General features: G+C 67.9%; 22 protein-coding genes. 14 read left to right on the top strand and 8 right to left on the bottom strand.

Features of this window, described 5'->3' with window-relative positions:
- The first annotated feature begins 91 nt into the window (after nt 1-91).
- The 9 genes from YM304_RS15765 to YM304_RS15805 all read left to right on the top strand — a co-directional run bounded on the left by YM304_RS15765 (nt 92) and on the right by YM304_RS15805 (nt 9,213).
- Nucleotides 92-478 (top strand): ArsR/SmtB family transcription factor, encoded by a 387-nt coding sequence (locus YM304_RS15765; RefSeq protein WP_015442703.1) that lies wholly within the window; start codon nt 92-94, stop codon nt 476-478.
- A complete protein-coding gene (locus YM304_RS15770) occupies nt 478-2,457 on the top strand; it encodes a heavy metal translocating P-type ATPase (RefSeq protein WP_015442704.1) in 1,980 nt (659 codons plus the stop codon). The genes YM304_RS15765 and YM304_RS15770 overlap by 1 nt, the downstream gene beginning before the upstream one ends.
- On the top strand, nt 2,450-2,803 hold the full coding sequence (locus YM304_RS15775; RefSeq protein WP_015442705.1) for a DUF3703 domain-containing protein: 354 nt from the start codon (nt 2,450-2,452) through the stop codon (nt 2,801-2,803). Before YM304_RS15770 ends, YM304_RS15775 begins: the two co-directional genes overlap by 8 nt.
- Before the next feature lie 65 nt (nt 2,804-2,868).
- The gene (locus YM304_RS15780) at nt 2,869-3,537 is read left to right on the top strand and encodes an enoyl-CoA hydratase/isomerase family protein (RefSeq protein WP_015442706.1); all 669 of its coding nucleotides are present in this window, start codon (nt 2,869-2,871) and stop codon (nt 3,535-3,537) included.
- Between the two features lie 14 nt (nt 3,538-3,551).
- The gene (locus tag YM304_RS15785) at nt 3,552-4,097 is read left to right on the top strand and encodes a GNAT family N-acetyltransferase (RefSeq protein WP_015442707.1); all 546 of its coding nucleotides are present in this window, start codon (nt 3,552-3,554) and stop codon (nt 4,095-4,097) included.
- Nucleotides 4,098-4,338: 241 nt separating this feature from the next.
- Entirely contained in the window at nt 4,339-5,775 is a 1,437-nt protein-coding gene (locus YM304_RS15790) for a DUF222 domain-containing protein (protein WP_015442708.1), read from the top strand.
- 50 nt (nt 5,776-5,825) lie between these two features.
- On the top strand, nt 5,826-6,851 hold the full coding sequence (locus YM304_RS15795) for a hypothetical protein (protein ID WP_015442709.1): 1,026 nt from the start codon (nt 5,826-5,828) through the stop codon (nt 6,849-6,851).
- Between the two features lie 18 nt (nt 6,852-6,869).
- Nucleotides 6,870-8,072, top strand: coding sequence for a YibE/F family protein (locus tag YM304_RS15800; RefSeq protein WP_015442710.1), 1,203 nt, complete (start codon nt 6,870-6,872; stop codon nt 8,070-8,072).
- A 46-nt stretch (nt 8,073-8,118) separates the two neighbouring features.
- On the top strand, nt 8,119-9,213 hold the full coding sequence (locus YM304_RS15805) for an NAD(P)-dependent alcohol dehydrogenase (protein ID WP_015442711.1): 1,095 nt from the start codon (nt 8,119-8,121) through the stop codon (nt 9,211-9,213).
- Nucleotides 9,214-9,237: 24 nt separating this feature from the next.
- On the opposite strand, the gene YM304_RS15810 is transcribed toward YM304_RS15805, so the two are convergent.
- Nucleotides 9,238-10,008 (bottom strand): SDR family NAD(P)-dependent oxidoreductase, encoded by a 771-nt coding sequence (locus YM304_RS15810; RefSeq protein WP_015442712.1) that lies wholly within the window; start codon nt 10,006-10,008, stop codon nt 9,238-9,240.
- A gap of 62 nt (nt 10,009-10,070) precedes the next feature.
- On the opposite strand from YM304_RS15810, the gene YM304_RS15815 reads away from it, so the two are divergent.
- The gene (locus YM304_RS15815) at nt 10,071-10,649 is read left to right on the top strand and encodes a pyridoxamine 5'-phosphate oxidase family protein (protein ID WP_197536892.1); all 579 of its coding nucleotides are present in this window, start codon (nt 10,071-10,073) and stop codon (nt 10,647-10,649) included.
- Nucleotides 10,650-10,668: 19 nt separating this feature from the next.
- Here YM304_RS15815 and YM304_RS15820 read toward each other — a convergent pair whose 3' ends face one another.
- The 3 genes from YM304_RS15820 to YM304_RS15830 are packed head-to-tail and all read right to left on the bottom strand — an operon-like array spanning nt 10,669 to nt 13,222.
- Nucleotides 10,669-11,712: a 5-oxoprolinase subunit C family protein gene (locus YM304_RS15820; RefSeq protein WP_015442714.1), complete on the bottom strand. Its 1,044-nt coding sequence runs from the start codon at nt 11,710-11,712 to the stop codon at nt 10,669-10,671.
- Nucleotides 11,709-12,416: a 5-oxoprolinase subunit B family protein gene (locus YM304_RS15825; RefSeq protein ID WP_015442715.1), complete on the bottom strand. Its 708-nt coding sequence runs from the start codon at nt 12,414-12,416 to the stop codon at nt 11,709-11,711. The genes YM304_RS15820 and YM304_RS15825 overlap by 4 nt, the downstream gene beginning before the upstream one ends.
- Before the next feature lie 32 nt (nt 12,417-12,448).
- A complete protein-coding gene (locus YM304_RS15830; protein WP_015442716.1) occupies nt 12,449-13,222 on the bottom strand; it encodes a LamB/YcsF family protein in 774 nt (257 codons plus the stop codon).
- Between the two features lie 105 nt (nt 13,223-13,327).
- On the opposite strand from YM304_RS15830, the gene YM304_RS15835 reads away from it, so the two are divergent.
- On the top strand, nt 13,328-13,990 hold the full coding sequence (locus tag YM304_RS15835) for a TetR/AcrR family transcriptional regulator (RefSeq protein WP_015442717.1): 663 nt from the start codon (nt 13,328-13,330) through the stop codon (nt 13,988-13,990).
- A 15-nt stretch (nt 13,991-14,005) separates the two neighbouring features.
- On the opposite strand, the gene YM304_RS15840 is transcribed toward YM304_RS15835, so the two are convergent.
- Nucleotides 14,006-14,491 (bottom strand): SRPBCC family protein, encoded by a 486-nt coding sequence (locus YM304_RS15840; RefSeq protein WP_015442718.1) that lies wholly within the window; start codon nt 14,489-14,491, stop codon nt 14,006-14,008.
- On the bottom strand, nt 14,484-14,867 hold the full coding sequence (locus YM304_RS15845; RefSeq protein ID WP_015442719.1) for an ArsR/SmtB family transcription factor: 384 nt from the start codon (nt 14,865-14,867) through the stop codon (nt 14,484-14,486). Before YM304_RS15845 ends, YM304_RS15840 begins: the two co-directional genes overlap by 8 nt.
- 240 nt (nt 14,868-15,107) lie before the next feature.
- On the opposite strand from YM304_RS15845, the gene YM304_RS15850 reads away from it, so the two are divergent.
- Nucleotides 15,108-16,541: an aldehyde dehydrogenase family protein gene (locus YM304_RS15850; RefSeq protein WP_015442720.1), complete on the top strand. Its 1,434-nt coding sequence runs from the start codon at nt 15,108-15,110 to the stop codon at nt 16,539-16,541.
- Between the two features lie 73 nt (nt 16,542-16,614).
- Here YM304_RS15850 and YM304_RS15855 read toward each other — a convergent pair whose 3' ends face one another.
- Nucleotides 16,615-18,873: an MMPL family transporter gene (locus tag YM304_RS15855; protein WP_015442721.1), complete on the bottom strand. Its 2,259-nt coding sequence runs from the start codon at nt 18,871-18,873 to the stop codon at nt 16,615-16,617.
- Nucleotides 18,874-19,069: 196 nt separating this feature from the next.
- On the opposite strand from YM304_RS15855, the gene YM304_RS15860 reads away from it, so the two are divergent.
- Both YM304_RS15860 and YM304_RS15865 read left to right on the top strand, forming a co-directional pair.
- A complete protein-coding gene (locus YM304_RS15860; protein WP_015442722.1) occupies nt 19,070-19,771 on the top strand; it encodes a response regulator transcription factor in 702 nt (233 codons plus the stop codon).
- A 2-nt stretch (nt 19,772-19,773) separates the two neighbouring features.
- Nucleotides 19,774-21,186 (top strand): sensor histidine kinase, encoded by a 1,413-nt coding sequence (locus YM304_RS15865; RefSeq protein WP_015442723.1) that lies wholly within the window; start codon nt 19,774-19,776, stop codon nt 21,184-21,186.
- A 25-nt stretch (nt 21,187-21,211) separates the two neighbouring features.
- Here the strand turns inward: YM304_RS15865 and YM304_RS15870 are convergent, their stop codons facing one another.
- Nucleotides 21,212-22,423 (bottom strand): ROK family protein, encoded by a 1,212-nt coding sequence (locus YM304_RS15870; RefSeq protein ID WP_015442724.1) that lies wholly within the window; start codon nt 22,421-22,423, stop codon nt 21,212-21,214.
- Between the last annotated feature and the right edge of the window lie 13 nt (nt 22,424-22,436).

Genomic DNA, 22,436 nt, shown 5'->3' on the forward strand with positions numbered 1-22,436 from the left:
GCGAGGCCGGCGCGACAAGCCGCTGACTACTGATACAGACTGCTGATCTCCGTTCGATGATGTCATCAGCGTTCGCTGATATCGTTCGAGTATGGACGCAACGCTGCACCGCACGGCTCCCGACACGGATCTGGACGTGATGGATCTCGACGTGGCCGCCCGGCTGTTCCACGGGCTGAGCGACCGCACCCGCCTGTCGATCCTCTCGGCGCTGCTCGACGGAGAGCTTCGGGTCACCGACATCGTCGCCGCGGTCGGCACGTCTCAGTCGAACGTGTCGAACCACCTGGCATGCCTACGTGGGTGCGGCCTGGTCACCGACCGCCCCGGTGACCGCCGACAGGTGTTCTATTCGATCGCTCGCCCCGAGGTCCGCTCGCTGCTCGCCGCCGCCGAGGCACTGCTCGTCGCCACCGGAACCGACGTCGAGTTCTGCGACAACCCACTCATGACCCCAGCGCGGGGAGCCGATCGCTGATGGCCGATGCGTGCTGCGGCGGCGAGCCGGCCTCCATCGACGACGAGGTGGCGGGACTCGCCGACCGCTGGAAGATGATCGCCGCGGCCGTTGCCGCGGTGGCCTGGGTGGTCGGCATGTTCGCCGAACACGGTGGCGCGTTCGGCGACGGGTCGGCGGTCGCCGACGTGGCGTTCGTCGTCGCGGTCGTCGCCGGCGGGTCGACGTTTGCGCCGGGGGCCGTGACGGGCCTGCTGCGCGGGCGCTTGGGCGTCGCGCTGCTCATGACGATCGCTGGTGTCGGAGCGATCCTGCTCGGTCAACTCGGCGAAGCGGCGGCGCTCGCGTTCCTGTTCTCGGTGTCCGAGGCGCTCGAGGAGTGGGCGATCACCAAGTCGCGTCGCGGTCTGCGAGCGGTGCTGCAACTCGTACCCGACACCGCCACGATCCGCCGGGGCGACGACCAGATCGAGGTGCCGACCGACGAGGTCGGGATCGGCGACGTGCTGGTGGTGCGCGCCGGCGAGCGCATCGCCACCGACGGGACGATCCGATCCGGTCGCACGACACTCGACGTGTCGGCGGTGACCGGCGAGTCGATCCCGGTCGATGCCGAGCCGGGCGATGCGGTGTTGGCCGGCAGCGTCAACGGCGGCGGCCTCGTCGACGTGGAGGTCACGGCCCCGTCGTCCGACAGCACTCTGGCCCGCATCGTCCGCGCGGTCGAGGAGGCACAGGATCGCAAGGGGCGCTCGCAGCGACTCGCCGACCGGATCGCCAAGCCGCTCGTGCCCGGCATCCTCGTGGTCGCCGCAGCGATCGCCATCATCGGCTCACTGCTCGGCGACCCCGGGCTCTGGGTGCAGCGAGCACTGGTCGTTCTGGTCGCGGCGTCGCCGTGTGCGTTCGCCATCGCCGTTCCCGTCACCGTCTTCGCTTCGATCGGTGCGGCCACCCGGGCCGGACTCGTCGTCAAGGGCGGCGCCGCGCTCGAGGCACTCGCGCTGGTCGACACCGTGGCCCTCGACAAGACAGGCACGCTCACCCGCAACCAGCCGACCGTGATCGACACGATCGCCGCGCCGGGCGCCGACGAGCGTGACGTGCGCACGCTCGCAGCGGCTGTCGAGTCGAACAGCGATCACCCGCTGGCCGCGGCGATCGTCGCTGCGGCCGGCGGCTCGATCCCGTCCGCTGCCGACGTCCAGACGATCGCCGGTCACGGCATCACTGGCGTCGTCGAGGGCTCACTCGTTCGAGTCGGCAAGCCGGGCTTCGTCGACACCGACCACCTCGGCGACGCCGTCGAACGACTCCAGCGCGACGGAGCGACGGTCGTCGTGGTCGAGCGCGACGGCCACACGATCGGCGCGATCGCGATCCGCGACGAGCTCCGCCCCGAGGCTGCCGCCGTCGTGCAGCAGTTGCGGTCGGACCTCGACGTGCGGGTCGTGATGCTCAGCGGCGACAACACGGCGACGGCGGCCGCGATCGGTCGCGACGCCGGCATCGACGACGTTCGCGGTGGCCTCCTCCCTGCCGACAAGACCGCGGCGGTGGTCGCACTCCAGACGACGGGCACGGTCGCCATGGTCGGCGACGGCATCAACGACGCTCCGGGGCTCGCGACCGCCGATGCCGGCATCGCGATGGGCGTCGGAGGCACCGACGTGGCGGTCGAGGCGGCCGACATCGCCATCATGGGCGATCGCCTCACCCACCTCCCCGACCTGCTTCGGCACGCTCGGCGGACACGTTCGATCATGTTGCAGAACCTGGCGATGTCGGGGCTGATCATCGCCGTCTTGATCCCGGTGGCGGCGACCGGTCTTCTCGGGCTCGGCGCGGTGGTCGCCACGCACGAGATCGCCGAGATCGTCGTGATCCTCAACGCCCTCCGAGCACGAGGGAGCATCGCCGTCGGCCACTCCGCCGGGCATGCTCTCACGCCGACACCAGCCGACCACGCCGCCGGCGACAAGCGAGCCGTTCATGCCTGACCTCCGCCGACTCACGACGCCGCAACTCGTTCGCGACGTCATCGCCGCCGAACTCGACGCCGCACGAGAGGCCGACGATCCGTGGCCGCATCTCGAGCGAGCGCACATCGCATCACAGCCGTGGGCGTGGCCGCACACGAGGGTGCATGCCGCCATGTTCGCCACGGCGATCCGCCAACGCGACCGACGTGAGGCCGTCGGCCAGGTCGTCCGCATCGTCGTCGCCGGCCCGGGTTCACTCGCCGGCCGCTACCCGTCGGGCAACACCGGCCGATCCGACGTTCCCCTCACCCAGGTCGCCCCGGTCCCCGACGACCTCCGCGCCCTCCTCGACCAAACCACCTGACCGCCCGGACGGCAGAACCGGCTGACGCTTTCGGTCTGATCGGGTGGCTCACGTACTGTCGCGGCATGACGACGCCCACGCTCTCCCGCAACGACGATGTGTTCGTGCTCGACTTCGGCGACGATGAGAACGTCACCAGTGAGGCCTGGGTCGCCTCGATCCACGAACTCCTCGATCAGGTCGCGGCTGCCGAAGGGCCGCGAGCCCTCGTCACCACCGGGTCGGCGAAGCACTACTCCAACGGACTCGACGTGCCGTACATGGCCACGCTCAGCCCCGGCGATGTCGCCGACTACGTCGAGCGAGTCCTCGAGATTCCGCGCCGGATCATGCTCCTCGGCGTCCCGACCGCGGCCGCGGTCAACGGCCACGCCTTCGGTATGGGAGCGTTCCTCGTCATCGCGCACGACCACGCCGTCATGCGCGCCGACCGCGGCTTCGTCTGCTTCCCCGAAGTCCACCTCGGCATGCCGTTCACCGAATCGCTGCTCGACGTGGCGAGCGCAGCACTCGCGCCACGCACACTTCGTCAGGCCCTCTCGACCGGCCATCGATACGGCGGAGCCGACGCCGTCGCCGCCGGCATCGTCGACTCGACGGCCCCGCTCGACGAGCTGACGTCGACCGCGTCGGCACTCGCGAGCAGCCTCGCATCGACCGCAGGCCCGAACCTGGCGTTGATCAAGCGTCAACTCCTCCCCACCATCGCTGCGCGCAGCACCACCCCGGCCTGACGCGCAACGACCGCATGGAGATCGACCGACACATCCCGTTCGACCTCGTGCGACCCACCACGCGGCTGCACGCAGCGTGGCTCGATGCGCGACGAGAATGGGGGCCCGGCTTCCACGAAGACGGATTCGGACTCCAACCCACCGACGACGTCGAGTCGCCGGCAGGCTTCGCAGCGCTGGTCGAGCGACTGAGCGACGACCCGGAACCCACCGACGCAGCATCGTCGCCAGGAATCCGCTGCCGGTACCGATGGATCGTCGAGGACGATCGCGTGCTCGGCGGGATCATGCTGCGCTACGGGGTCGGCGAGATGCTCGACCGCAGCGGCAACATCGGATACGGCATCCGGCCGTCCGCCCGCGGACGCGGGGTCGCCACGTGGGCGCTCGGCGAGATGGTCGACGAGGCGAGGGCGATCGGCCTCGAACGCGTGCTGGTCGTGTGCGAGCGCGACAACCTGGCGTCGGCGAGGACGATCGAAGCCAGCGGCGGCGTGCTCGAACCCGGAGCCGAGGAGACCGGCGGCGTACGCCGCTACTGGATCGACACGACTCGCTGACCGAAGATTCTTCCGAGAATTTCGTGCCGCTCAGGAGCCCGAAGACGGGCCCAGAGCGCGCTTCGTCGAGCAAACGCTCGCCGCTCCCCCGCCCCCGACCAGCTCGCGCGAACGCCACGCCCAGGCCACCCCAGTGCCGGCTCGCACCAGCCCACCGGCACCCGTCGAAGTCGCTGGCACGCACCGCATGACACCGGTTGCCCGCCAGGTGAGTTGGTGTAGAATCGTACACATGTTCTAGTTGTTGATCGAGGAGCTGGCCGAGTGTTCGCCACGGCAACTCGATGCCGCACTCGCCGAGGCCGAACTCGATCGCCGGCGCGCCGAAGCCCGCATCTCTGCCGTCACCGCCCTCATCTCCGCTCGGGGCGGCTACCGCGACCACGGCTACCGCTCGATGCGCACCTACCTCAAGGGTCAGCTCAACTGCTCCGGGTCGGCCGCCAACAAGATCCGCAGGCGCGCCGATGCCATGAACCTCCACCCCACCGTCGGCGAGGCGCTCCTCGCCGGTCGCGTCGGGAGCGAGCAGGTCGACCTCCTCGCCAAGGCGGCCTCCCACCCCGTCGCTGGCGATCGTTTCGCCGAATTCGAACCGCAGTTGCTCGATCACGCCGAGCACCTCGAGTACCGAGACTTCGACACCGTCATCGGCCACTTCATCACCCAGGCCGACCCCGACGGATCGTTCGACTCCCAACGCTTCCACGAAGACGAACGCACCGCCTGGGTGGCCGACATCAACGGATCCGTCGACGTCCACGCCTCCGGCGGCTCCCCACTCGCCGCTGCCGAGATGAAAGCGATCTTCGATGCCGCGGTGGAGGCCGAGTTCCATGCCGACTGCGCCGCCCGGCGCGCCGAACACGGCGACAACGCGCACGCCATGCCGTTGCCGCGCACACTGCAGCAGCGCAAGTTCGACGCCCTCCACAACATCTTTCTCGCCTCGGTCACCGCGCCCGTCGACGGAAAGGCTCCCGAGCCGCTCGTCAACATCGTCATCGACCACGTCACCGCCGGTCGAGTACTCGCAGCGCACGGTCTCACCGACACACCGAACCTGCTCGGCCTCGACGACACGACATTCGACGAAGCACACGAGAACCTGCTCGACCGACACTGCACCATCGGCGACACCCCGATCCACCCCGACGATGCACTCACCGCCATGATCACCGGGCGCGTCCGCCGAGCGATCGTCGACGCCGACCGCGTCACGATCGACCTCGGCCGCAGCCAACGACTCTTCACCGGCAAAGCCCGCGACGCCGCACAACTCCTCGCCACCACGTGCACCCACCGCGGCTGCGACATCCCCGCCAAACTGTGCGACATCGACCACCGCGCTGAATGGGCCAGCGACGGCGGTCCCACCGACCAACGCAACGCGATGCCGCTCTGCGGCGCTCACGACCGCTGGAAACACACCAATCACATCCGCACTCGACGCGCCGCCAACGGACGCATCTATCTCATCAGACCCGACGGCAGCACCATCAAACCCGTCGGCGAGACCGAACCCGACTGGGCCGAACCGCACCCTCACGCGCCGAGCGACCCATTCGCCCGCTTCGGTCGTCCGCTCACCCTCTCCGAGCTCACCGGCCGACCCGTGCCACCGACCCACGAGTGGACGATCCATCGCATCGATTTCAACGAACTCCGCACTCGCTGACTCGTCGAGAGTTCGGCGACCGTCGGTCGGAATGGAACAATCGGCGTGTCATGACACCTCCGCTCGTTCTCGCTGGCCAGTACGGATCGCCGTACACCCTCAAGATGCGCGGCGTGCTGCGCTACCGACGCATCCCGTTCCAGTGGATGCTGCGCAACTCCAAGTGGGACGACCTGCCGGCTCCCCCGGTCCCGATCATCCCGGTCATCGCCTATCGCACCGCCGATGGCGGCTACGGCGATGTCACCGTCGACTCGTCGCCGCAGATCATGCGTCTCGAGCGCGAGTACGCCGACCGCAGCATCGTGCCGACCGACCCGGCGCTCGCGTTCATCGACATGCTGATCGAGGACTACGCCGACGAGTGGGTCACCAAGATGATGTACCACTACCGCTGGGCCTACGCTCCCGACATCGACAAGGCGGGCAAGCTGCTCCCGATCTCGCGCGATCTGCAGATGGGGTCCGACGAACTCCGCGAGAGCTACGAGTTCATCACACAGCGTCAGATCGAACGCCGAGGCCTGGTCGGGTCGACCGAGTGGAACGCACCGATCATCGAAGGCTCGTACGAGCGCCTCCTCGACATCATGACGGCACGGTTCCAGCACGGCGACTTCGTCCTGGGTGACCGCCCAGGGCGCGGCGACTTCGGGCTCTACGGCCAACTGACGCAACTCGTCGGCTGGGAGCCCACGTCGTCGGCCGTCGCCGTCGACCGGGCGCCGAAGGTCGTGCACTGGATGCACCGCATGGACGATCTCGCGTGGTTGCCCGTCGACGGAGACCATGGCTGGGCGACGATCGACGATCTGCCGACTTCCACGACTGACCTGCTCCACGAGATCGGTCGGACCTACGCTCCCTTCATGATCGCCAACGCCGACGCGCTGATGTCGGGAGCCGACGAGGTGGTGTGCGAAGCCGGCGGGCGCGAGTACCGCCAGCGCGCGTTCGGCTACCAGGGCAAGTGTCTGAGGTGGCTCCGCGAAGCCCATGCGGCGCTCGGCGCCGCCGACCGGGAGCGAGTGGCCGCGGTGCTCGACGGAACCGGCTGCGAACCTCTCGTCGCCTGACCGCGATCTCACCGACTCATGGGCCACTCACACGCACACGGCGATCTCGACGCCGAACTCTCGATCGACCCGACCGTGCACCGGCGCATGTGGACCGCCGTCATCGCCTGTCTGGTGTTGGTCGTGATCGGCCTCGTCGCCTTGTGGCCGGGTTCGACCGACGGTGGCGACGACCCGCTCGGCCTGGCCGGTGAGCCGGTCGCCGCCAAGGTCAACTCCGCCGACGTCGAGCCGTGCAGCTACGACCCGCTCCTCGGCTGCCGCAACATCGAGGTGATTCCACGATCGGGCGAGTTCGCCGACCAGCGCCTCGAGTTCGAACAGGCCATCGACAGCCCGATCCGCGACGGCGACTCCATCCTCGTCGACATCTTCGTCAATCCCGACGGGACGGTGCAGGTCTACTTCTACGACTTCGAGCGGTCGACGTCGATGTTGCTCCTGCTCCTCGTATTCGTCGCCGCCATCGTCGTGCTCGGTCGCTGGCGCGGTGTCGGGGCCCTGGCCGGGCTCGCCGCCAGCCTCGTCGTGATCCTCGCGTTCGTCCTCCCCGCGCTCCTGGAGGGCACCAACGCCGTCGCCGTCGCGGTCGTGGCGGCCGGCGCGATCGCGTTCATCGCGCTGTTCCTCGCGCACGGCATCAACCTCGCCACCGCCGCAGCGCTGCTCAGCTCGATCGCCAGCCTCGCGATCACCGCGTTGTTGGCCTGGGTGTTCGTCGTGGCGTGCAAGCTCACCGGCCTCGCCGACGAGAGCATCGGGTTCCTGGGAGCGCTCGGCGGCGACATCGACCCGCGTGGTCTCCTGCTCGCCGGCATCGTGATCGGCTCACTCGGCGTGCTCGACGACGTCACGGTCACGCAGGTGTCGGCGGTGTGGGAACTCAAGCATGCTCGACCCGAGGCCGAGTTCACCGAACTGTACGGACGGGCCGTTCGCATCGGCCGAGATCACATCTCGTCCACCGTCAACACGCTGTTCCTCGCCTACGCGGGCGCGTCGCTGCCGCTGCTCCTGCTGTTCAGCGAGGCCGGACAATCGATCTCGTCGGTCGCCACCCGCGAGATCGTGGCCGTCGAGATCGTCCGGGCGCTGGTCGGGTCGATCGGCCTCGTCGCGTCGGTGCCGATCAGCACGGCGCTCGCCGCCGCGGTGGTCGCCTCCGGCACGGCCCCCACCGACGCCGATGCCGACGATCCAGAACGGGACGCAACGGCCTGAGTTGCGCGACACTCGTGCTGGTCCGAGACGACGAAGGAGACGAAACATGCAGGTACGAGCAGCGGTGATGCGAGCAGGCGACGGCCCGTTCACACTCGAACAACTCGAGCTCGAGGAGCCTCGCGGCGACGAGGTGCTGGTGCGGATGGTGGCGACCGGCATGTGCCACACCGACCTGTTGTCACGCGAGCTCCCGCCGGAGTTCTTCGGCGGACCGCAGGTGTACGGGCACGAGGGCTCGGGCGTCGTCGAGGCCGTCGGCGACAGCGTCACGAAGGTCGCACCCGGCGATCACGTGGTGCTCTCGTTCAACCACTGCGGCTCGTGCAAGGCGTGCGACCAGGGCAAGCTTCCGTACTGCCTTCGCTTCGGAGAATTCAACATGAGCGGCGGTCGGCCCGATGGCTCGAAGGCCTTCGTCGACGACAGCGGCGACGCCGTCGGCTCGCACTTCTTCGGCCAGTCGTCGTTCGCCTCGCACTCCGTCGTCGCCGAGACGTCGGTCGTCAAGATCGACCCCTCGTACGACCTCGCACGGATGGGGCCGCTCGGCTGCGGCATCCAGACCGGCGCCGGAGCGATCCTCAACACGCTCGACGTGCAGGCCGGATCGTCGGTCGTCATCACCGGTGCCGGAGCGCTCGGCCTCAGCGCCGTCATGGCAGCCAAGGTCGCCGGTGCCGAGATCATCATCGCCGTCGACCGACACGCCAACCGGTTGGAGCTCGCATCGAAGTACGGGGCGACACACACGATCAGCGGCGCACCTGCCGAGATCACCGCCGGCATCCACGAAGCAACCGGCGGCGGTGCCGACTACGCCTTCGACACGACCGGCAACGCCGCCGTCGTGCGGGCCTCGTTCGAAGGGCTCAACAACCTCGGCACGATCGGCCTCGCCGGCGTCGGGTTCGGCGACGCGACGTTCGACTTCATCTCGCTCATCGGTGGACGCACCATCACCGGCGTGATGGAAGGCGACTCGACACCCGACGAGTTCATTCCGCGGTTGGCGAAGCTGAACGCCGACGGGGAGTTCCCGTTCGACGAACTCATCACGACCTTTCCGCTCGACCAGATCAACGACGCCGAAGCCGCCAGCGCGGACGGCTCCGTCATCAAACCCGTCCTGCTGTTCTGATCCGAGGAGTCCGCGCCGGGTCGTTCAGGCGGTGGAGCCGCCGTCGATGACGAGCACCTGTCCCGACACGAACTCGGCCAGATCGGAGGCCAGGAACAGCGCGCCGCGGGCGATGTGGTCGGGCAGGCCGCGCAACCCGACCGGGTTGGCCGCGATCCGCGCGTCGATGTCGAGGCCACCGGCCTTGAGCGGGGCCATCTGGTCTTGCACGCCTGGCGTGTCGATGATGCCCGGAGCGATCGCATTGACGCGGATGCCCTGACGACCCAGCTCGTGCGCCGAGGCCCGCGTCAGGGCGATGACGCCGGCCTTCGACGCCGAGTAGGCAGAGATGTTCGCGCCTCCACCGAGCGCGGCGATCGACGCGAGGTTGACGATCGCTCCCCCGCCGGTCATCCGGGCCGCGGCCTCACGTGTCGCGCTGAACTGCGCCCGGACGTTGATGTCGAGCATCCGGTGGACGAACTCGTCCGACACGTCGGCGATCGGTCCGGTCGTCGGGAAGATCCCGGCGTTGTTGACGAGGATGTCGAGCCCGTCGTCCCCCGACGCGGCGTCGAATGCCGCAGCGAGCTGGTCGGCCTCAGCGATGTCGCACACCGCGAACGACGCACCGAGTTGCTCGGCGAAGCGGGCGGCATCGGGGTCGAGATCGGCGATCGTCACGAGGGCACCGGCCTCGGCGAGCCGAGTCGCGATCGCCGCACCGATGCCCTTGCCGCCGCCGGTCACCAGCGCTCGACGGCCGGTCAGGTCGATCAGGTCGTGCAGTGAATTCGTCGTCTCGGAGCTCATGTCGCCGAAGCTAACCCACCGGCCCGTCCGTCGAGATGGCGGCCGTTCTGCAATTGTCGGGAGTGACCGACCAGTTCGACGATCGGCCCCGACGACCGGCGCCGGCGACCGATCTCGAAGAAGGAGACACCGACATGAGCAACAGCGCGCACGACAACTACGAGGATCTCACCGACTGCGGCCTGAGCCCCGAGTTCGAGCAGGAACTGCTCGAACTCCAACGAGAGTGCACCTTCATGTGGACCAACAAGCAGGGCGAGGCGTTCGGCGTGATCATGTCGTACATGGAGCACGACGGCGTCTTCTGGCTCACGGCAGCCGAGCGGCGCGCTCGCATCTCCGCGATTCGTCGCTTCCCGCGAGCGTCGCTGTGCATCACCAGCGTCGGCACCGAGATGGGCACCGGCAAGACCATCACCTACAAGGGTGACTGCACGGTCCATTCGTCACGGGAGATCAAGGACTGGTTCTACCCGCGCTTCGCGAAGCGCATCCGCCCCGACGACGAGCTCGCGGCGTCGACGTTCCAGAAGTTCCTCGATTCCCCCGACCGTGTGATCATCGAGCTGCGCCCCGACTACAAGCTCGGTTTCGACAGCGCCCTCATGTGGGCTCGCTCCCCCGAAGCCGCCAACAAGTAGCCGCGAGGCCCGGTACCGGTCAGCCCTCGTCGTCGGCGACCGACGCTGCGGTGTCGCCGATCAGGTCTTCGCGTAGGAGTCGTGCGGCGAAGTTGCGACCGGAGCGCCCCACCTCCTCCAACGTCGCGTCGACGACGTGGGCGTAGCGGCGCGCTGCGTCGATCGCATCGGCCGGTGTGATCGCCTCGAAGCGGATCGTGTCGCTCGGCCGATGCTGCACCAGCCGATCGAGATCGCTCGACACGACCGTGGCGATCTTCGGGTAGCCGCCGGTCGTCTGGTGGTCGGCCAGCAGCACGGTCGGGATGCCGTCGCCGGCCACCTGGATCGAGCCGCGCACGATGGGTTCGGACGGGATCGACAACGCATCGCGGTGCAGCAGCGCGGCCCCATCGAGGCGCATTCCCATCCGGTCGTAGGCATCGGTGAGGGTGTAGCGAGACGCGAGCAACGCCTCGCCGGCCTCGGCGACGAAGCGATGCTCCTGGGGTCCGAGCACCACGCGTATCGGCGCCGACCGGAGCGCCGAACCGGACACGACGTCGAGCGCCGAGGCGAGCGAGCCGTCACGATCGGCGTCGACGCGCGGCTCGATGATCGGCACCACCTGACCGCTTCGCAGCGCGCCACCGCCGAGACCGGCGATCGAGTGCGTCGAGGCAGAGCCGAGCCATCGAGCCGCATCCAGAGTTCCGGCGATCGCGAGGTACGTCCAGCTCCCCCACGCTCCCGCCGTGATCGAGAGGCGGTCGCCGGGCGTCATCGTCACGACCGACCAGCTGTCGAGTCGATCACCGGCGCATTCGACGACCGCTCCGCCGCCGCACACGCTCACCGTGACCGGCCGAGCACCGCACTCGAACGTCGCCCCGGCGCGTGACACCTCGATCGCGGTGGCCCGTCGATCGTTGCCGACCGCGGCGTTGGCCGCGGCGTGCGCGAGCCGGTCCATCGGTCCCGACCCGGCGATCCCGAAGCGCAGCCGACCGAACCGCCCTGCGTCTTGCATCGTCACGAGCGGACCGGCGTGCACCACCCGCAACGAAGCGTGGGCGGTGCTCATGCCTCGACCCCGCCGGGGTCAGGGAGTTCGTCGAGGCTGATTCGTTCGAACGCGACCCGGTCGCCCGGTTCGAAGAGAAACGGCTCGTCGGGATCGGCAGGGATGATCCGCGTCGGCGAGGCACCGATGACCGACCAACCGGTCGGCATCGTCAACGTCGTGATGAGGCACTGCGGACCGGCGATGATCACGCTCCCCGCGGCGACCCCGCGAACCGGTGACGTCTTGCGCGGCACCTGGATCTCGGGACGAACCCCACCGAGATAGGCGTACCCCGGCGCGAATCCGTACATCACGACGCGGTAGTCGCCGGCGAGATGCGCGTCGATCACCGCCTCGGTGCTCAGGCCACACGCGTCGGCCACCGCGCCGAGGTCGGGAGCGACCGCCTCGTCGTAACAGACGGGCACGCGATGGACGGCAGGCGTGCGCCGAACCGAGACGAGCCCGTCGAGCACGGAGCGCACCCCGGCCTCGACCGTGACGTGGTCGGTGACCAGCGGGTCGAAGGCGACGAGCAGATTGACGAGTGCCGGCACCACGTCGACCACGCCCGGTATGGCTGCGGCAGCGATCGCCTGATCGAGCGCGACCACGGCATCGTTGGCCCGGCCTTCGGCGGCCTCGTCTCGATCGTGGTGCGCGTCGTCCCCGACGAACTCGACGAGCAGTCCGTGGTCGGCGACCGGTACGAATCGCGGCACATCGCCCGGATAGATCGGCGAACGGGCGTCGGTCACGGTGCGGCCGGCACGAAACTCGCCAGCTCGACACCGGCGTCGGTCAAGCCCGCACGTACCGATCGCGCCATCGCCACCGCCGACGGGCTGTCGCCGTGAATGCAGATCGAGTCGGCCTCGAGCGGGATCGGCATTCCACCGACGACCGGCATGAGTCCGGTCTCGACGAACGCGAGCAGCCGCTCGGTCGCCTCGGCGGCGTCGTGGATCATCGCCCCGGGCTCGCCTCGCGGCACGAGCTGTCCGTTCGGCTGGTACCCGCGGTCGGCGAAGATCTCGGAGAACACGGGCACGCCCTCGGCCCGGGCGATGCGCTCGACTTCGGTGCCCGAGATGGCCAACACGGCCAGTCGCGGATCGATCCGCTGCACCGTGTCGACGATCGCGTGTGCGACATCGGCGTCGCGAGCAGCCAGGTTCGCGAGCGCACCGTGCGTCTTCACGTAGGCGATCTTCACCGGCACGAGCGCGGCGACGGCCTGCAGCGCTCCGATCTGCGCCGCCACCATGCGCCCGATCTCGTCGAGCTCCATCGGAATGACACGGCGGCCGAATCCCACTCGGTCGGCGTATCCGGGGTGAGCGCCCACGGCGATGCCGTTGCGCGCAGCGTTCGACAGCGTGCGGAACATGATGTCGGGATCGCCGGCGTGCCCACCGCATGCGACGTTCGCGCTCGACACGAGATCGAGCATGGCGTCGTCGGAGGCGTGATGCGCTGCTTCGGTGCCTTCGCCGAGGTCGGCGTTCAGGTCGATGCGGCGTGCCATGCCTTCATTGTTCCCGATCCCACACCAGATCGGCTACCCACCGCGAAACGCTTTCGTACATAGTACGATTACGGACGCACCACTTATCCGACTCCGAGGAGAGGCGTGACCGCGCCGAAGACAACCGGGAAACGCATCCGACTCACCGCCGACCGGGTGTTGTCGGCGGCGCTCGAACTCGCCGACACGATCGGCATCGACGATCTCACGATCCGCCGCCTCGCCGAGGCGCTCGACGTGAAGCCGATGACGATCTATCACCACGTGCCCAACAAGGAGGCGATCATCGATGGCATGGTCGACCTCGTCTTCGCCGAGATCGAGCTCCCCGACCCGTCGCTCGACTGGAAGCCCGCCATGCGAGCGCGATGCGTCTCGGCTCGCGAAGCGCTCGCCCGCCACCCGTGGGCGGCGCCCTACATGGAGTCGCGTACCAACCCGGGGCCGGCGACGCTCGCCCACCACGACGCAGTACTCGGCTGCCTCCGGGGAGCGATGGGCCTCGACATGACCGCCCACGCCTACGCCTTGCTCGATGCGTTCGTGTACGGCTTCGCGCTCCAGGAGTCGACGCTGCCGGCGACCGGTGGAGAGGAGATGGCCGACCTCGCCGAGCTGGTGGTCGCCCCGTTCCCCGAGGGCACCTACCCGCATCTCGTCGAGTTCACCACCGGGCACGTGCTCCAACCCGGCTACGACTTCACCCAGGAGTTCGACTTCGGACTCGACCTCGTCCTCGACGGTCTCGAACGAGCCCTCGGTCGCTGACGACGATCGCGCGGCTCAGCTGCCGAGGTCGGCGAGGCGGGCTTCCATCTTGTCGATCGCCATCGCCCAACCCTGACCGCCAGGCGAATCCGCCGGCACACCCCGGTGCGTCATGACCATGCGGGTCTGCGCGCCGAGCTCTTCGAGTTCGACCACGACGGACGTCTCCATCGGCGTGCCCGACGGCATCCCCATCTGTTCGGCGGTCATCTCGTTCCCGTCGGCGTCGGCCATCGACTCGGTGTAGACCAGGCGGGTCTTCGGCTCGATCTCGAGATACTCGCCCACGAAGAACATCCGCATCGCGCCGTTGGGCGTCTCGACCTCCATGCCGATGTGACGGCGACCGCCGACGCTGACGTCCATCTCGGCGGTCGGGATCGAGGCACCCATCGGGCCATACCAGTTCGCGAAGTGATCGGCCTCGGTCCACATCGCCCAGATCAGGTCGATGGGAGCATCGAAGGTTCGCTCGATTCGCACGTCGTTGGTGTCAGTCATTGGTCGTACCGTCTTTCGGGTCGTGGGTGTGTTCGTTGGTCTGGAGTCGCTGGACGTAGGCGTCCATGCGATCGAATCGGTCGTCCCAGATGTGCCGGTACTGCTCGGCCCAGTCGGCGATGCCGGCCAGAGGCGTGGCGTCGATCGTGCATGGCCGAAACTGTGCGCGACGTCCGCGGGTGACGAGGCCGGCGTGCTCCAACACCTTGATGTGTTTCGAGATCGCAGGGAGCGACAGATCGAAGGGCTCGGCGAGATCGTTGACACTGGCCTCCCCTTCGGCGAGGCGAGCGAGGATGGCCCGACGCGTCGAGTTCGCCAGTGCCGCGAACGTCTCGTCGAGACGATCTTCTTCCATCACTGCGCTCATCGTCATCTCGAACCCTTCATGTCGACACCGTCACTCGCCAGCGTTCGTCCATCACATTGCTTTCCCTCATGGTTAATTAACCAGTTCGGAAAATAGTGGCGTTCGCTGCCGGTGTCAAGCGCGACGTGTTCGACCTCGTCCACGATCACGATCCGACTTCCGCGTCCGACGGTGGCAGACTCGGCTCATCGAGCAACCCACCGCGCAACGGCACGTTCGCGCTCGACGAACAACAGGGATCAGCACATGAACGCTTCCAACTCGACGACCACCGACGGCACGGCGGCATCGGGCACACGCCCGTTCGACGCATCGGCCATCGTCCGACATGCTCGCTACGGGTTCGAACGCGGCCTCACCCGCTCGATGACCTGGCGACAAGAACAGCTCTCGGCGATGGCCGACATGCTGCGCGACAACTCCGACCGCTTCATCGAAGCCCTCGCCCACGACCTCCACAAGCCGGCGACCGAGGCATGGGTGACCGAGATCGGATTCACCCTGTCCGACATCGAGCACCAGAAGAAGCATCTCGAGAAGTGGGCCAAACCGCGCAAGGTGAAGGTGCCGCTGGCGTTCCAGCCCGCCAGCGCGCGCATCGTGCCCGAACCGAAGGGCGTCGTGTTGATCATCGCCCCGTGGAACTACCCGCTGCAGCTGCTGCTCTCGCCGATGGCTGCCGCCATCGCTGCCGGCAACGCCATCGTCGCCAAGCCCTCGGAGCTGGCACCCGCGACGTCCGCCGTTCTGACCGAACTGTGCGCGAAGTACCTCGACACGTCGACCATCACCGTCGTGGAGGGCGCCGCCGACGAGTCGAGTGCGCTGCTCGAAGAACGCTTCGACCACATCTTCTTCACCGGCGGAACCCGCGTCGGCAAGATCGTGATGCGGGCCGCGGCCGAGCACCTCACCCCGGTCACCCTCGAACTCGGTGGCAAGAGTCCCGCCATCGTCGCCGCCGATGCCGATGTGGAGGTCACCGCCCGCCGCATCGCGTGGGGCAAGTTCGTCAACTCCGGTCAGACCTGCATCGCCCCCGACTACGTGCTCGTGGCCCGCCCGCTGCGCGACCGTCTCGTTGCGGCGATCGAGGCATCGGTGACCGACTTCTACGGCGACGACCCACGCGCCAGCGACGACTACGGGCGCATCGTCAGCGACGGCCACTTCCAGCGCATCGCCGGCTTGATCGACGGCGACGGCAGCGGCATCGTCGCGTTCGGTGGAACCACCGACGCGTCCGAGCGATTCATCGCCCCGACCGTGCTCGTCGACCCCGACGTGAACTCCGACATCATGAGCGAGGAGATCTTCGGACCGGTACTGCCCGTGATCGCCGTCGACACGATCGACGAAGCGATCGACTTCGTCAACGATCGAGAGAAGCCGCTCGCGCTCTACGTCTTCACCGACGACGAGGCGACGGCCGAGCGAACGGTCGCTCGCACCTCGTCGGGCGGCGTCAGCGTCAACAGCACGCTGCTCCACATCGGACCCCCCGAGCTGCCGTTCGGCGGCGTCGGCCCGAGCGGCATGGGCGCCTATCACGGCATCGCCGGCTTCGAGACGTTCAGTCACCTCAAGTCGGTGTTCGACAAGCGCACCAAGCCCGACCTCAAGGTGATGTACCCGCCGTACTCCGGCCTCAAGGAACGCCTGCTCAAACTCGTCCAATGACGCGGAACGGCCCGCGACCACCGAGGTGATCGCGGGCCGTTCGCCGATGCGGTGCCCGCCGAGCGGGCGAGGTTCAGACGGAGACGAGCTCCTGCTCGGCGTCGGGCTCGTCGGCGATGTCGCCATCGTCGCGGGCGTGGTCCTGCGCTTCGAGCACCGCCATGAGCTGTTCGCCTTCGATGTCGACGTTCGGGATGATCCGAGCGAGCGCCTTCGGGAACCACCAGGCGGCCTTGTCGAGCAGCGTCATCGCCGCCGGGACGATGATCATGCGCACCACGGTGGCATCGAGGAACACCGCCACCGAGAGCCCGACACCGAACATCTTGATGATCGGGTCGTCGCCCAGGACGAAGGCAGCGAACACGCTGATCATGATCATCGCCGCAGCGGTGATGACTCGGGCTGAACTCGTCAGCCCGGAGACGACGCTCTCGACCGGCTCGCCGTCGCCCCGTTGCAGCGACTTCGAGTACTCCTCCTTGATGCGGCTCATGATGAAGACCTCGTAGTCCATCGACAGACCGAAGAGGATCGCGAAGAGGAAGATCGGCATGAAGCTGATGATCGGCACGGTGGTCTCGAGGCCGATCACGTCCTTGAGCCAACCCCACTGGAACACGGCGACGACCACGCCGAAGCTCGACACGATGCTGAGCAGGATCGCCAGCGACGCCTTGAGCGGCACCAGGATCGAGCGGAAGGCCACCATGAGCAACAGGAACGTGAGGCCGAGCACGACGACCATGAACACGGGCAGTGCGCTCATCAGCTTCTCGCTGACGTCGATGTTCGATGCGGTGACGCCGGTGAGCGAGATGCTCGTGTCGGTCGCGTCCTCGATGGTCGGGAACACGTCGGACCGCAGGTGGTGGACGAGATCGTCGGTGGCGGCCTCGGCCGGTCCGGACGTCGGGATCGCCGACAGCACGGCGGTGTCGCCGGCTTCGTTGAAGTTGGCCGGGGTGACCGCGACGATGCCGGGATCGGCGGCGATCGCCTCGCTGTACTGGGCGACGACGCTCGCCGGATCGTCCGACCCGGCGGCGTCGACCACGACGGTGAGCGGGCCGTTGAAACCGTCGCCGAAGCCTTCACCGAGCAGGTCGTAGGCACGCCGCTCGGTGTTCTCGATCGGTGCGGTACCCGCGTCGGTCATGCCGAGACGCATGTCGAGCATCGGAATGGCGAGAGCGCCCATGAGCGCCAGTCCACCGACGAGCGCCACGACCGGGCGCTTGGTGACGGCGACGGCCCACTTGTGACCCATCGTCTCCTTGTCGACCTCGCTGGTCCGGGTCTTGGTGAACGGAGCCTTCCAACGGTCGATGTTGGTGCCGATCATGCCGAGCAACGCCGGCAACAGGGTGACCGCGATCAGCACGGCGATGAGCACGGTGAAGGCCGTCGCCAGTCCCATGGCGGTGAGGAACGGGATACCGACGAGGGCGAGGCCCGAGATGGCGATGACCACGGTGCCACCGGCGAACACGACGGCCGAGCCGGCGGTCGCGTTGGCTCGAGCCACGGACTCTTCGACGTCCATGCCCTCGGCCAGGTTCGACCGGTGGCGGGTGACGATGAACAGCGCGTAGTCGATACCCACGGCGAGCCCGATCATCGTCGCGAGCGTCGGAGCGGTCGACGAGAGGTCGATGAACGCAGAGGCGAGCGTGATGCTCGACAAGCCGATGGCGAGCCCCAGCACCGCGGTGAACAGGGGAAGGCCCATGGCGATCACGGAGCCGAAGGCGAAGAGCAAGACCACGACTGCCACGCCCATGCCGATCAGTTCGGACGTCGGCGGGTGCTGTTCGGGGTTGCCCGTGATGACCTCGCCGCCGAACTCGACCTGCACACCGGAGGCCTGAGCGATGGCGCCGGTCTCTTCGAGCAGTTCCTTGCCCTCGATGCCGACGTCAGCGGTCTCGAGGCCGTAGCGGACGTCGGCGTAGCCGATCGAGCCCGGATTGTCGCCGGTCTGGCTGATCGTGCCGGTGTCGAACGGGTTCGACACCATGATCACGCCATCGAGTTCGGCGACCTCGGCGAGCGTCGCGTTGACCGCGTCGGCCGAGTCGATGAGCGGCGATCCGTCGTCGGTGGCGAACACGATCTGTGCCGACGTGCCCGACTGTGCGGGGAACCGATCGTCGAGGAGATCGAACGCGTCCTGCGACTCGGTACCGGGGATCGTGAACGCATCGCTGGTCTCGGTGTTGGCGACCTGCGACGCGACGGCGATCGCCAGGAACAGACCGACCCACGTAGCGAGCATCGCTCGGCGATGCCGGACGGCGAACCGTCCGAGCTTGTAGAAGAAGGTGGACATCAGTGGACTCCTCGGGGATGCTCGGGGGGGCGAGCGAGTGGGGTGACGCCCGGGCGGCGGCACGGGCAGACTCCAGTCAGCCGTCTCAACCTCAACGTTTGCTGAGAAGCAGCCCGGAATCAGCCAAGAATCGCCCGACGCCCGTGTCCGGCATCGTTCTCAGCAAACTCTCAGCTTCGTGTGATTGGATGCACCCATGCCGGAGACCTCCGACCCGAAGCGCCGCGTGCTCGTCGTCGACGACGAGGAGTACATCACCGACCTGCTGTCGACGTCGCTGCGGTTCCAGGGATTCGAGGTCGAAACCGCCGGCGCCGGCTTCGACGCGCTGACGAGCGTCGCCTCGTTCGACCCCGACCTCGTGCTGATGGACGTGATGATGCCCGACATCGACGGGTTCGAAGTGTGTCGCCGCATGCGCGCCGACGGCGACCTGCGTCCGGTCATCTTCCTCACCGCGCGCGACACGAAAGACGACATGCTCTCGGGGTTCACCAAGGGCGGCGACGACTACATCACCAAGCCGTTCAGCCTCGAAGAGGTGGTCGCTCGCATCAACGCCGTGTTGCGCCGGACCGGCGGAGCCGATGCGACGGCCACGACCCACTCGTACGCCGACCTCGTCATGGACGACGACGCGCACCGAGCGACCCGATCGGGTGAACCGATCGAGCTCTCCCCCACGGAGTGGAAGCTCCTCCGCTACCTCCTCATGAACGCCGAGCGTGTGCTCTCGAAGACGCAGATCCTCGATCACGTGTGGCAGTACGACTTCGGCGGCGACGCCAGCTCGGTCGAGACCTACATCAGCTACCTCCGCAAGAAGGTCGATCACGTCGAGCCGAAGCTCATCCAGACCGTTCGCGGCGTCGGCTACACGATTCGCATCGACGGCTGACCATGACTCGTCGGCGTGCTCTCGCGCTCATTTTCGGAGCGCTCGCGATCGTGTTCGTGATCGGGTCGATCGTCACGATCACCGGCACCCGCGACCAACTGATCGACGGCATCGACGACGACCTCCACAGCGAGCTCGACCTGGCCCTCCAGTTCTACGACTCGTTCAGTCGCGAGTTCCTCGACGAGATCGTCATCACACAGAACGCGCTCACGACCATCATCATCGACGACCTCGGGCAGGTCGAGTTCGAGAGCCTGGCGGGGCCGGTGCGCGACCCGCTGCCGCGGCCCGACCTCCCGTCGAGCCGGATCATCGATCGCGTCGGGCAGACCTTCACCGTCGACGGCACCGACGGCGGCCCCGACTTTCGTGTGACCGTCGGACAGCTCGACGACGGGCGGTACCTGGCGCTCGGTGCACCGCTCGACGACGTGCGCACGACGCTGCGCGCATTGGCGCGCACGCTCCTCATCACACTGTTCGCGATGATGGCCGTGCTCGGCGCGATCTTCTGGATGTTGCTGCGCGCGACCCTTCGGCCCTACAACGATCTGGTCGACACCGCCGAAGGCATCGCTGCCGGCGACATGGACCGGCGTGCGGAGCGCACGACGTCGAACGTCGAGATCACCCGCCTGACGCGATCGCTCAACACGATGCTCGACCGCCTGCAGGTGTCGTTGGAAGAACGCCAGGCTGCGGAGCAGCGCGTCAAGCAGTTCGCCGCCGACGCGTCGCACGAACTGCGTACGCCGATCACCACGATCGCCGGCTACTCCGAGCTCTACCTGAGTGGTGCCGCGACCGACGACGAGTCGGTCACCAAGCAGATGACCCGGATCAACAGCGAGGCGGGCAGGATGGGTCGTCTCGTCCAGGCGCTCCTCACCCTCACCCGACTCGACCACGACGAAGGCCCCGAGCTGCAGCGAGTCGACGTCCGCACCGCGGTGTCCACCGCCGTCGCCGACCACCACGCAGCCGATCCCGACATGGTGTTGGCCGGCCCGGACGACGGCCCCGGCGGTGACCGTCTCGAGGTGCTCGCCGACCCCGACGCGATCCAGCAGCTGATGGCGAACCTGCTCGGCAACGCCGCGCGCCACGCCCCCGGCGCCGCCGTCACGGTCGATGTGGCCGCTGACGACGATCGGACCGACGTGGTCGTGATCACCGTGAGCGACGACGGTCCGGGCATGGCGCCCGAGGTGGTCGACAAGATCTTCGATCGCTTCTATCGCGCCGACACCACCCGGTCGTCGAGTTCCGACAGTTTCGGGCTCGGGCTCCCGATCGTCGCCGGCATCGCCGAGTCGATCGGCGGCTCCATCGACGTCGTGAGCGAACCCGGGCAGGGCAGCACGTTCACCGTCCGACTCCCGCTCGCCACACCGCCCGCAAGCGCCGGCTGAGCCCCTCCCTGGGCGGAAGGGCCGGTCAGCCGACCGCCGACGCCGAAAGGCTCGGACGTTCGACGTCGGTGCCCGGCCGGAGTGCCGGTTGGAACATCTCGGCGAGCACGAGGCTCGCCGCACCCTGCGCCCATGCCTCGTCGTCCCACGGCTCGACCACGACCTCGAGGCCATCGCTCAGACCGCTGAACACGTGGTGGCGAAGCGACTCGTGAAGCGTGTCGAGCATGAGGTCGGACGCATGCGATCCCTCGCCCGACAAGACGATCAGTTGCGGATTGAGGGTGTTGACGAGGTTGGCGATGGCACGGCCGAGATGAGCAGCCGCATCGGTGAAGACGCGTCGCATCGCGTCGTCACCGCCGCGCGCGAGATCGGCGGCTTCCTCCGTGGTGGTGGGTCGCCCGGCGATCGCCGACACAGCTCGCTCGATGGCCGGGTCGGCGACCAGCGCTTCGAGACAGCCCTCGGCCCCACAGGCGCATGGTGTGGCATCGCCGTGGACCTTGACATGTCCGAACTCGCCGGCGCCGCCGAACGCACCGCGATAGAGACGACCGTCGAGTATCAGCCCCAGACCGATGCCTCGGCCGAGACTGACGACGAGCAGGTTCGGGATGTCTTTCCCGATACCGAACCAGTGCTCGTTGACGGCGAGCGCGTTGACGTCGTTCTCGATGATCGTCGGGAGACCCGTTCGCTGGTACAGCATGTCGCCGAACGGAGCGTCGCGCCAGTGCGCGTACGTGCCGTGATGCACGATGCCGTTGGCGCTGTCGACCACACCGGCGGTGCCGACGCCGAGGCCGTAGACACGCTCGCCTTCCACACGGCTTCGCAGGTCGGCGGTGACCTTGGCGATCAACGCGACCACCTGATCGAGTGAGGTCCCCTGCAGTTTGCGGTGGCGGCGGTGGATGACGGTGGCGGCGAGGTCGGTCAACACCGCGATGACGGCGTTCTCGGTGACCTTGACACCGATGACGTAGCCCGCCGACGCGTTGAGCGCGAGCATCACGGGGCGGCGCCCACCCGCCGACTGGCCGGTCGAGTGCTCGTACAGGAAGTCTCGCTCGATGAGGTCGGCGGTGATGCCCGACACCGTCGGTGCGCTCAGCCCCGTGTCGGCGGCGATCTCGGAACGTGATCGGAAACCGTGTGTGCGAACCGCATCGAGAACGATCGCCTCGTTGATCTCACGGATCAGATGCTTGCTGCCCGCCTTCACACTCTGCATAGCGCTCCCACGA

The sequence above is a fragment of the Ilumatobacter coccineus YM16-304 genome (genome assembly GCF_000348785.1).
Taxonomy (GTDB): Bacteria; Actinomycetota; Acidimicrobiia; order Acidimicrobiales; family Ilumatobacteraceae; genus Ilumatobacter_A; species Ilumatobacter_A coccineus.